7 protein-coding genes are annotated in these 11607 nt (G+C 62.2%); 6 read left to right on the forward strand and 1 reads right to left on the reverse strand.

Annotated elements, in window-relative coordinates:
- Nucleotides 1–270 precede the first annotated feature (270 nt).
- A complete protein-coding gene (locus tag LOY50_RS13465; protein ID WP_253474473.1) occupies nucleotides 271–2046 on the reverse strand; it encodes a sigma-54-dependent Fis family transcriptional regulator in 1776 nt (591 codons plus the stop codon).
- Between the two features lie 284 nt (nucleotides 2047–2330).
- Here LOY50_RS13465 and LOY50_RS13470 point away from each other — a divergent pair, with 284 nt between their 5' ends.
- The 6 genes from LOY50_RS13470 to LOY50_RS13495 all read left to right on the forward strand — a co-directional run bounded on the left by LOY50_RS13470 (nucleotide 2331) and on the right by LOY50_RS13495 (nucleotide 11402).
- Entirely contained in the window at nucleotides 2331–3803 is a 1473-nt protein-coding gene (locus LOY50_RS13470) for a benzaldehyde dehydrogenase (RefSeq protein ID WP_253474476.1), read from the forward strand.
- A gap of 69 nt (nucleotides 3804–3872) precedes the next feature.
- Nucleotides 3873–4640 (forward strand): coniferyl-alcohol dehydrogenase, encoded by a 768-nt coding sequence (locus LOY50_RS13475; protein ID WP_253474479.1) that lies wholly within the window; start codon nucleotides 3873–3875, stop codon nucleotides 4638–4640.
- Nucleotides 4641–4729: 89 nt separating this feature from the next.
- Nucleotides 4730–6379 carry a DUF1302 domain-containing protein gene (locus tag LOY50_RS13480; RefSeq protein WP_253474482.1) on the forward strand — a complete coding sequence of 550 codons (1650 nt, stop codon included), beginning with the start codon at nucleotides 4730–4732 and terminating at the stop codon, nucleotides 6377–6379.
- A 15-nt stretch (nucleotides 6380–6394) separates the two neighbouring features.
- On the forward strand, nucleotides 6395–7756 hold the full coding sequence (locus LOY50_RS13485; RefSeq protein ID WP_214512292.1) for a DUF1329 domain-containing protein: 1362 nt from the start codon (nucleotides 6395–6397) through the stop codon (nucleotides 7754–7756).
- 69 nt (nucleotides 7757–7825) lie between these two features.
- Entirely contained in the window at nucleotides 7826–8929 is a 1104-nt protein-coding gene (locus tag LOY50_RS13490) for a YCF48-related protein (RefSeq protein ID WP_258691114.1), read from the forward strand.
- Between the two features lie 52 nt (nucleotides 8930–8981).
- A complete protein-coding gene (locus tag LOY50_RS13495; protein ID WP_258691115.1) occupies nucleotides 8982–11402 on the forward strand; it encodes an RND family transporter in 2421 nt (806 codons plus the stop codon).
- The last annotated feature ends 205 nt before the right edge of the window (nucleotides 11403–11607 follow it).

Raw genomic sequence — 11607 nt, forward strand, 5'->3', positions numbered from 1 at the left:
AGACCTTGCAGTCACCCAGAAACTAATGTGGGAGCGAGCCTGCTCGCGATGGCGTCAGCACAGCCAGCATCAATGTCAGCTGACCCACCGCTATCGCGAGCAGGCTCGCTCCCACAGGGAGGGTGGTGGACACAGACCTTGCAGTCACCCAGAAACTAATGTGGGAGCGAGCTTGCTCGCGATGGCGTCAGCACAGCCAGCATCAATGTCAGCTGACCCACCGCTATCGCGAGCAAGCTCGCTCCCACAGAGGGATTTGTGATTGACCCGTTAGTCGGGGACACCCCGTTGATGCTTCTTCAACCGATAGGCGAATTGTGCCCGGCTCAGCCCCAATGAGCGGGCGGCCGCTGCCAGGTTGCCGCTGCTCAGTTGCAGGGCTTCGTTGATCAGCCGTGACTCCAGGCCGTCAATGGAGAAGTCCGAGTCCAGTTGGCTGAGGGACTGGAGCAGCGCCGGTTTTTCCGCAGCGTCGTTGGCGGCCTGGCCCATCGGCGAGAGACCGCCGTGCAGGTCCACGGAATACGCGTCCACTGGCAGTTGTTCATTGCGAAACAGGTGGACCAGGTCAATCGCCTGGCCTTCTTCGCTGGCGATCAGGCCGCGCTCGATGAGGTTCTGCAATTCCCGCACGTTGCCCGGAAAGTCATAGCGCAGCAGGACCTTCAACGCGCGCATGGTCAGGCCCATCGGGGTGCGGCCGTATTCCTGGCAAAAGCGCTTGAGGAAGGCATTGATCAGCAGCGGTATGTCATCGCGACGCTCGCGCAAGGGCGGCAGGGCGATGGGGTAGACGTTGAGCCGGTAGAACAGGTCTTCACGGAACGCGCCGTCGGCCACGGCCTTGCGCAGGTCGATGTTGGTGGCCGCCACGACCCGCACATCGACCTTGATGCCGTGGCCACCGCCGACCCGTTCGATTTCCCGTTCCTGCAAGGCGCGCAGCAACTTGCTTTGCCCGGCCAGGCTCAGGCAGGTGATCTCATCCAGGAACAACGTGCCGCCATGGGCTCGCTCGAAACGCCCGGGGCGTGAATGGGTGGCCCCGGTATAGGCCCCGCGTTCGACGCCAAACAGTTCGGCCTCGATCAGGTTGTCGGGGATGGCCGCGCAGTTGAGGGCGATGAACGGACCATCACGTCGGCGACTCAGTTGGTGCAGCTGGCGGGCGAACATCTCCTTGCCGACGCCGGATTCGCCGCTGACCAGCACGGTGGCGGGGGTCAAGGCCACCCGTTGCAGGGCCTGGGTCGCGGCGTTGAAGGCGGCGCTGGCACCAATCAGCGGCTGTTCGCTGTCCGGCAGCGGGGCGGTGCCGGCAACGCTGTCGGACTGGCTGTCGGTGCGCGCGACGACTGCTGGCGGTGAGGCGTTGAGGTAATTGAGGTCCTGCTCGACATCGCCCCATTGCTCGGCGGTCTTGCCGACGACACGGCAGCGTTCATGCCCCATGCCTCGGCATTCCACTTCGCGGAAGATCACCAGTTGCCCGAACAATCCGCTGACGAAACCGATGGCGTAGCCCAGTTCGGTCCAGCACACCGGATCCTGCCCGGTGCCATAGGCGGCGACATGCTCGTCGGCTTCACAGGAGTGGTGCCAGAGAAATTCCCCTTCATAGAACCCGGAGTCGGCATCGAACTTGAAATGCAGCGGCTCGACCTTGGTCATGCCTTCAAGGGTGTGCAGATGCGTGCCGGCGCGAAATACCGCCGCGGCATCGGCGTGGGGCCAGCGTTCGCGAATCAGCCGGGCATCGCGGGCACCGGAGGAATAGCCGGTGCGGGTGAGCATCCCACGGGCCTGCTCCAGCCCCTGGCGTTCGATGATTTCCCGGCGCAACGCACCGAAGGATGAACTGTGCAGCAGCAACATGCGTTGGTCGTTAAGCCAGATACGGCCGTCGTCGGGGGAGAAAAACAGACACGCGGTGAGTTCTGCCGTCGTGGGCGAACTGTTGTCGGTCAGCTCGTTGCTGTCACCCCGTGGACGGAAGTGCTCGGTGGTGATCCGGTGATCCGGCAACTGGCAGTGGGGATTATTCATTGTTATGCCCCTGATGGCGGGTGATCGAAATGATCATCTGGCGAGATAGTTATTAAGCATAACTTTATCAAATGAACAAGCGGCGGCTGGCCAACGGCCACGTCGGCAGAGGTTGCCTGAGCCTTGTACTCGATGCAGAGTATTGATCCAGAGCCCTGCGCCAGGTTTATCAAGGTCCGCAGGCAAAACCGGCACAGCGCTTGCTCAAGCACTAGCACGGCGTTTGCGTCGATACCTTCCAGGTGCGGCAAACGATGACAACAACAAAGAGCCGGGAGTGTTAAATGTCTGCATCCAAAAGCCACCTGTTGTCCCAGGTGATCGAGTCGGAATGTGTCTTCAACGGTGACTGGGTGCCTGCGTCGGGTCCGCTGCAATCGATCATTGAACCGGCCACCGGTGAGCGGCTGATGCGCTGTGCCACGGCCGACTCCGCCGACATTGCCAAGGCCAGCCGCGACGCAGCCCTGGCGCAGCCGGGGTGGGCGGCGCTGGGCCCGCGGCAGCGCGCGGCGATCTTCCGCAAGGCCGCCGACGTGGCTGAGCAGTCCTTCGAAGAACTGGCGCTGTACGTGGCTCGGGAGACCGGCGCCGCGCTGTTCAAGGGCCAACATGAAGTGCGCGAAGCCATCGTGCTGTTGCATCAGGCCGCCGGCCTGCTGTCCCAGGCCCATGGGGTGGTCCTGCCTAGCGAGGCGGGGCGCCTGTCCTATGCGCGGCGCCAGCCCCATGGTGTGGTCGGCGTGATTTCGCCCTTCAACTTTCCCCTGGTTCTGTCCATGCGCTCCGTTGCGCCAGCCCTGGCGGCGGGCAACGCCGTGGTGCTCAAGCCGGATCCGCAGACCCCGGTGAGCGGTGGTTTCCTCATTGCCCGGTTGTTCGAGGTGGCAGGGCTGCCCAAGGGCTTGTTGCAAGTGTTGCCCGGCGCGGCGGATGCCGGTGAGGCGCTGTGCCGCGACCCTAACGTGCGCATGATCGCCTTTACCGGTTCCACTGGTGCCGGTCGCAAGGTCGCTGAAGTCGCCGGGCGCAACCTGAAGAAGGTCGCGCTGGAGTTGGGTGGCAAGAACCCGCTGATCATTCTTGAAGACGCCGATCTCGACCTCGCCGCCCGCAACGCGGCCTGGGGCGCCTGGCTGCATCAAGGGCAGATCTGCATGGCCACCGGGTTGATCCTCGCCCATGAATCCATCGCTGAAGAACTGACCCGTAAGCTGGTGGAAAAAGCCCGGGCCTTGACCGTCGGCAACGCTGCCCAGGGCGAAGCCGCGTTGGGGCCGCTGATCAATCAGCGGCAACTGAAACGGGTGCATGACATCGTCAGTGACTCCGTGCGCGCCGGGGCTAGGCTGGAGGCAGGCGGCGAGCACGATCGACTGTTCTACCAGGCCACCGTGCTCAGCGGCGTGAAACCGGGCATGCGGGCCTTCGACGAGGAGGTCTTCGGGCCCGTGGCAACGGTGGTCAGCTTCGCCACCGATGATGAAGCTGTCGAGTTGGCCAACCGCACCGAGTACGGTTTGGCGGCGGCGATCATTTCGCCGTCGGTGGGCCGGGCCATGGCCATCGGTGAGCGGTTGCAGTGCGGCATGTTGCACATCAATGACCAGACCGTCGCTGATGAGTGCATCAACCCGTTCGGCGGACGCGGCGCCTCGGGCAATGGCGGCAGCGTCGGCGGCCCGGCGGACTGGGACGAATACACCCAATGGCAGTGGGTGACGGTCAAGGACAAGGCGCCGGTCTATCCTTTCTGACAGGCAGGTTTACAGGGCCTGATGAGCTGAGGGCCCTGCGAGTACACAAAAATAATAAGAGGACTCAACATGAAACTCGACAACAAGATTGTGCTGGTCACCGGTGTCTCGTCAGGCATTGGTGCTGCCACGGCAAGCCTGCTGCGCAGTCATGGCGCCCACGTGATTGGCGTCGACCTCAAGGCGCCGCACATGACCCTGGACGGTTTTGTACAGGGCGATTTGAGTAGCGCCGAAAACATCGAACGGTTGCTGCCGCAGCTACCCGCACGGCTCGACAGCCTGTGCAACATCGCCGGGGTGCCGGGCACCGCAAACCCGCAATTGCTGGCGCGGGTCAACTACCTCGGGTTGCGCCACTTGAGCCGTGCGCTGCTGCCGCGCATCAACGCTGGCGGCAGCATCGTCAATATCGCCTCGATCCTCGGCGCCGAATGGCCGTTGCGCCTGGAACAGCACAAGGCGCTGGCGCGCATCGAAGATTTTACCGCCGCGCAAGCCTGGCTGGCCGACCACCGGGTGCCGGACCAGACCTGCTACCAGTACTTCAAGGAAGCCTTGATCGTCTGGACCTATCTGCAGGCCCAACCCTGGTTTCTTGAGCATTCGGTGCGCATGAACAGTGTTGCGCCAGGCCCGGTGTTCACGCCCATCCTCGACGACTTCGTGAGCATGCTCGGCGAGGCCCGGACCCAGGCCGATGCCCATCGCATGAAACGTCCCGCTTACGCCGATGAGGTGGCGGCGGTGATCGCTTTCCTGTGTGCCGACGAGTCGCGCTGGATCAACGGCGTCAACCTGCCGGTCGATGGTGGATTGGCCTCCACCTACATCTGAATGCGCATCCGTAGAACGCGGTGCAAGCCGCTACCCGAGCGTGTTGGCTGCAAAGCCATGCCAAAAAATAACAATAATGAGAAGCGTCCATGGATAACCTCAAAGATTGCTTTGGTTTCAAGCATTGCGCCCTGTTCCTGGCGTTATGCAGCACCGGTGTGATGGTCGAAAGGGTCCAGGCCATGCAAATGGACCTGGGTGACTCCGACTGGAAACTGCGCTGGGACAACACCATCAAGTACAGCCAGGCCTGGCGCCTGCATGGGCAGGACAGTCGCTTGGTCAACGCGCCAACCGCCAACGGCCTGTACCCCTCGATCCAGAGCCAGGGCGACAAGAATTTCAGCAGTGGCCTGGTCTCCAACCGCCTGGACCTGTTTTCCGAAATGGACCTGAGCCGGCAAAACTATGGGCTGCGCGTGAGCGGCGCAGCCTGGTACGACGATATCTACAACCAGGACACCGACAGCAGCGAGCAACCGCATTTCCTCAGTGAAACCCGCAAGCTCCATGGTCGCGACGCGGAAATTCTCGATGCCTTCGTGTTCTTGCGCGGGGATCTGGGTGAAGACTCCCAGGGCGTGGCGCGCCTGGGCCGACACAGCCTGATCTATGGGGAAAGCCTGTTCTACGGTGGCAACGGCATTGCCAATGCCCAGGGCCCGACCGACGTCGTCAAGTTGCTCAGCGTGCCGGGGACTCAGTTCAAGGAGATCCTGCGCCCGGTCAATCAGATCTCCGGGCAGTTGCAGATCAACCCGCAACTGTCGGTGGGCGCTTACTATCAGTTTGAGTGGGAGCGTTCCAATCTGCCCGGCGCCGGCAGCTACCTGAGCGACGTCGATGCCATCGGCTACGGCAGTGGCCCTCTGCGCGAAGTGTTCGGCAACGACACGGTCAATGGCGGCGATTTGAAACCGCGCAATTCGGGGCAGGGCGGCATGCAGATCCGGTTCAAGCCAACCGGCACCGAGCTGGAGCTGGGTTTCTACGCGGCCCAGTATCACGATAAAGCGCCGATCGGGCTGTACGCGTACCTGGACGGTCCGGCGTCTGCGGCCACTGGCTTGCCGATCCTGGGTTCCTATCGCCAGGTCTACGCCGAAGACATCAAGACTGCCGGCGTCAGCTTCTCCACGGCCTACGGTCCGTTCAACTTTGCCGGTGAAACGTCGGTGCGCTGGAACGCGCCGCTGGTGAGTAATCTGCAAGTAGTGACCCCCGGCATGGTGGCCGATGGTGGCGACAATGAGTTGTTCGCCAGGGGCAAGACCGCCCACGCCAACCTGTCGGCGATCTACCTGTTATCGCCCACCGCGTTCTGGGACGGCGGATCGGCCCTGGCCGAACTGGCCTGGAACCGCACCCTGAGCGTGACCAAGAACGCTGCCGCGCTGGACTCCAACACCACCCGCGATGCCACCGCGCTGCGGGTACTGATCGAGCCGGCGTACTTCCAGATTGTCGACGGAATCGACCTGACCGTGCCGATCGGCATGGGTGTGGTACTCGACGGGCGCTCATCGGCGGTCAACAAATCCGGCTTCGGCAACACCCATTCCGGTGACTGGAGTGTCGGGCTCAAAGCCACCTATCTGCAACGCTGGGATGTCGGCCTCAACTACGTGAACTTCTTCGGCGCACCGAAAGCCGGGCTGCGCGAGGACGGCAATTTCAGTTACGGACAGTCGTTGGCCGACCGCGACTTCGTCTCGCTCTACGTGAAAACCTCATTCTAATAAGGTGGATTCGCCATGCAGAACACAACATTCCTGAACACCTGCGTCCTGACCCTGGCCCTTGCCGGCATGGGATTGGCGCAGGCGGCGGTGTCGCCTGAACAGGCCGCGCGCTTGAAAACCGATCTGACCCCCCTGGGTGGCGAGCGCGCCGGCAATGCCGATGGCAGTATCCCGGCTTGGCAGGGTGGTTATACCCAGGTCACGCCTGGCTACAAACCGGGCGACAAGCGCCCCGATCCATTCGCTGGCGAGAAGCCGCTGTATTCGATCAAAGCCTCGAACATGGAGCAGTACGCCGGCGAATTGGCCGAAGGGACCAAGCTGCTGTTGAAGAAATACCCGGGCTATCGCCTGGACGTGTACCCGACCCATCGCTCGGCCGCCGCTCCGCAATGGGTGTATGACAACACCAGCAAGAACGCCACCCGCGCCGCGCTGGACGTGGACAGCGAGAAGGTCTCCAACGCCTACGGCGGCATTCCGTTCCCGATCCCGGAAAACGGTGCGCAAGTGCTGTGGAATTATCGGTTGTCCTGGCAGGGCGGCGACACCATCAGCGCGCCTTTCGATACCTGGCTGATGACCGCCGGTGGCAAGAAAGTCCAGGCGACCCGGGCTCAGTTCTCCTATCAGTTTCCCTACTACTTCGAAGGCGGCAGCCTGGAAAACTATGCGGGCAAGTACCAGGTGGGCAAGCTGTTGACTGAGTTGCCGTCATCCAAGGCCGGCGAGGGCCTGATGACCCATTGGGACATGGACCCGGCCAATCGGGCGGCCTGGCAGTATCTGGTCGGCCAGCGCCGGGTTCGCCGGGCGCCAAACATTGCCTATGACACGCCGGACTTCGTGACCTCTGGCGTCGGCCTGTTCGACGAAGCATTCATGCTGTTCGGGCCTACCGATCGCTATGACCTCAAGCTGGTGGGCAAGAAAGAGCTGATCGTCGGCTACAACAATAACCGCGCCGCGCTGGCCAAGAGCGACGACCTGGTCAAGGAAAACTTCCTCAATCCTGATCTGGTGCGTTGGGAGAAGCACCGTGTCTGGGTGGTCGAGGCCACGCTCAAATCCGGCAAGCGCCATGTCGTGCCGCGTCGGACCTACTACGTCGACGAAGACTCCTGGCAGATCCTGATGGCCGACGGTTATGACGCCCAGGGCAAACTCGGCCGGCAGATGTATTCACTGACGCTGCTGGCGCCGGATATGCCGGTCCTCACCGCACAGGTCATGTGGGGCAGCTACAACCTCGACACCGGGGCCTACTTCCTCAACGCATCGAGCAATGACCTGGCGGTTCAGTACCAGAAGATCGCGAGACCTTCGGCGTCCTATTTCACGCCGGATGCCATGGCCAACGAAAACATGCGTTGAACCTGTGGCGACCGTGGCGAGGAGGAGGTTCGCCGCGGTCGCTTACGATTTTCCAGGCGGAATAACGATATGAACGTTGAAAAATTTTTTGCGCGCCGCAGTCCGCTGTGGGGTGTTTGCGCCTTGGTGGGGAGCCTGTTGGTGAGCGTGCCCTTGGTTGCACAGGCCACGACATTGGCCGTGCTGCAACAGCCGGCATTGCCGACCGCCAAGGCGCAGCGCTCGGTGTTGCTCGGGCTGGCCCGGGCCGGCGAGCGTCTGGTGGCGGTCGGTGAGCGCGGGATCGTGCTGCTCTCCGATGACGCTGGAGTCAATTGGCGCCAGGCCAAGGTGCCAGTCAGCGTCAGCCTGACGGCGGTGCAGTTCGTCGATGCCGAGCAGGGCTGGGCGGTCGGTCATCTGGGCGTGGTGCTGCACACCCAGGACGGCGGGGAAACCTGGCAGAAGCAACTCGACGGTCAGCGTGCCATCGCCTCGGCGGTGCAGTTCGCTGAGCGCGATGTCAATCAACCCGACGGTTCCAGCCACTTGGCGCAGGCACGGCGCATGCTCGATGACGGACCGGATAAACCGTTTCTCGACCTGTACTTCAGTGACCGCCTGCACGGCTACGTCGTGGGCGCCTACAACCAGATCTTCCGTACCGACGACGGCGGGCTGAGCTGGCAGCCGTGGATGCGGCATGTGGACAATCCGCAGGGCTTGAATTTGTACGGCATCCGCGCCTTGGGCAACGATCTGTGGCTGGTGGGGGAGCGCGGTTTGCTGTTGCGTTCGACCGACGCCGGGCAGTCATTCCAGGCCTTGAAGTCGCCGTATGAGGGCAGTTTCTTCGGTTTGCTCGGCACCCGCGACGGGGCCTTGGTGGTCTATGGCTTGCGCGGCAACGCCTGGTGGTCCGGGGATCGTGGCAACACTTGGCGACGCCTTGACACCGGTATCGAGTCGACGCTGGCGAGCGCCCTCCAACTGCGCGACGGCGGCCTGTTGTTGGCCAGCCAGAGTGGTGAACTTTTATTCAGCCATGACCAAGGGCGAAGCTTTGACAAGCGTCAGAGCCGCAGCGGCGGGACGCTCGCTGCCGTGCAACAGGCGGTCGACGGCAGCCTGACCAGCGTCGGTTTGTCCGGTGTCGCCGCTGACCAGGATCCACGGGCCGCGGGTAAACCTTGAAACTTCACGGTGTAGCGCTATCGGGCCAAGGCTCGTGCAACAGGAGTCAAACTTGAAAGACGACAGAACCCAAACCGTGATCGGCCGCCAGGAAGACTTCGACCGGGCGTCAGGCAACTTTGCTGAGCGGGCGATCTTCAACCATCGACCGCTGGTGATCCTGCTGTGTCTGTTGGTGACGTTGGTGCTCGGTTGGCAAGCCACGCGCATCGGCATCAATGCCAGCTACGAGAAGACCATCCCCACCGGGCATCCCTATGTCGCCAATTTCCTGGAGAATCGCAAGGAACTGAGCGGCCTGGGCAACTCGCTGCGCATCGCCGTGGAGGTCAAGCAGGGGAGTATTTTTACCAAGGACTACCTCGACACCCTGGCCAGGCTCAACGATGAGCTCTATCTGCTGCCGGGCGTCGACCGCCCCTACATGAAATCGTTATGGACCCCGACCACGCGCTGGACCGCCGTGACCGAAGACGGCCTCGACGGCGGCACGGTGATCCCCGACGACTACGATGGCTCGGCCACCAGCCTCGAGCAGGTGCGGACCAACGTGGCCCGCTCCGGGGAAGTCGGGCAATTGGTCGCCGGCAACTTCAAGTCCAGCGTGATCTTCGTGCCGTTGCTGGAAATCAATCCGCAGACGGGCAAGGCGCTGGACTATGGCGAGTTCTCCCGGCAACTGGAGGCGCTGCGAGACAAGTACCAGAGCGATGACCTGCGGATTCATGTCACCGGCTTTACCAAGATCGTCGGCGACCTGATCGAGGGCATGACCCAGGTATTGCTGTTTTTCGTGGTGGCGGTGCTGGTGACTGTATTGGTGCTGTTTGGCTACACCCGTTGCGCGCGAAGCACCTTGGTGGTGGTGATCTGTTCACTGGCGGCGGTGCTTTGGCAACTGGGGCTGCTAGCGCTGCTCGGTTATGAACTGGACCCTTACTCGGCCTTGGTGCCGTTCCTGGTGTTCGCCATTGGCATGAGCCATGGCGCGCAGAAGATGAACGGCATCATGCAGGACATCGGCCGTGGCACCCACCGGGTGGTCGCCGCGCGCTATACCTTCCGCCGCCTGTTCGCCGCCGGTATCACCGCTTTGCTCTGTGATGCGGTGGGCTTCGCGGTGTTGCTGCTGATCAACATTCGGGTGATCCAGGACCTGGCAATCACCGCCAGCCTCGGGGTGGCGGTGCTGATTTTCACCAACCTGATCCTGCTGCCGATCCTGCTCAGCTATATCGGCGTCAGCCCGGCGGCGGCGCAACGCAGCCTGAGTGCGGAAACCACCGAGCAACAGGCGCAGATCAAGCATCCCCTGTGGCGTGTGCTCGATTTGTTCACCCAACGGCGCTGGGCCACGGGCGCCATGTTGACTGGCTTGCTGTTGGCCGCGTTTGGTTTTGCCGTGAGCCTGCACCTGAAAATCGGCGACCTGGACCCTGGGGCTCCAGAGTTGCGTGCCGATTCGCGCTACAACCGCGATGCGTTGTTCATGACCCAGAACTATGCGGCCAGCTCGGATATTTTCGTGGTCATGATCAAGACCCCCGAGGATCAATGCACCCGTTACGCCAGCCTGTCCGCGGTAGACGCGCTGGCCTGGCAACTGGAGCAATTGCCCGGCGTGGAATCGACCACCTCGATGGCCGCGCTGAGCAAGATCGCCACGGCCGGTTATAACGAAGGCAACTTCAAATGGTATGAACTGATCCCCAATGACGGCGCGCTGGGTGCCGTGCAAACCCGTGCCCCGCGAGAACTGTTCAATCAGGGCTGTTCGATGCTGTCGCTGTACGTTTACCTGGCCGATCACAAGGCTGACACCTTGAACCGGGTGGTGGAGGCCAGTGAGCAGTTTATTGCCGGGCACCAGATGCCAGAGGTCAAGTTCATGCTCGCGGCCGGCAGTGCGGGGATCGAAGCGGCGACCAATATCGTGGTGAAGAAGTCCATGCGCGAGATGCTGTTCTGGGTCTATGGCGCAGTCAGTCTGCTGTGCCTGGTGACCTTCCGCAGCTGGCGCGCGACCCTGTGCGCGATGCTGCCGCTGATGCTCACCTCGATCCTGTGCGAGGCGCTGATGGTGGGGCTGGGCATGGGGGTGAAAGTCGCGACACTGCCGGTCATCGCACTGGGTGTGGGCATCGGGGTCGATTATGCGCTCTATGTGTTGAGCGTGATCCTGGCGCGAATGCGGGCAGGTGATACCTTGGCCCAGGCGTATTACCAGGCACTTTTGTTCACCGGCAAAGTGGTGTTGTTGACGGGTATGACTTTGGCTGTGGCGGTGTCGACCTGGGCGTTCTCGCCGATCAAGTTTCAGGCTGATATGGGGATTTTGCTGGCCTTCATGTTTTTGGTGAACATGCTGGGGGCCTTGATCTTGCTGCCGGCGTTGGCTTGGTTGCTGTTGCCGCAGAGGGTGTTTTTAAAAAAGCCTGAGTTGAGTCGGCAGGGGCGGTGGGTTCGGGGCTGAGGGCTTTTGGGGTGAATATCCGTTATTTAGGTAACGGCTACTTATGGTTCCGCTCTTACAGCGGGTCACTTTTGGAAAAGCGCCAAAAGTAACCAAAAGCGCTTTGCCCCACCACTCGGTGCCTCGCCTAGGCTCGGCATGCCTGAACGAAGGCATTGCTCCGTGGGCCGCCGCGAAGGGCCATCCATGGCCCAGCGCGGCTAAC

Origin of the sequence: Pseudomonas sp. B21-010, assembly GCF_024749325.1 — a bacterium.
Taxonomy (GTDB): domain Bacteria; phylum Pseudomonadota; class Gammaproteobacteria; order Pseudomonadales; family Pseudomonadaceae; genus Aquipseudomonas; species Aquipseudomonas kilonensis.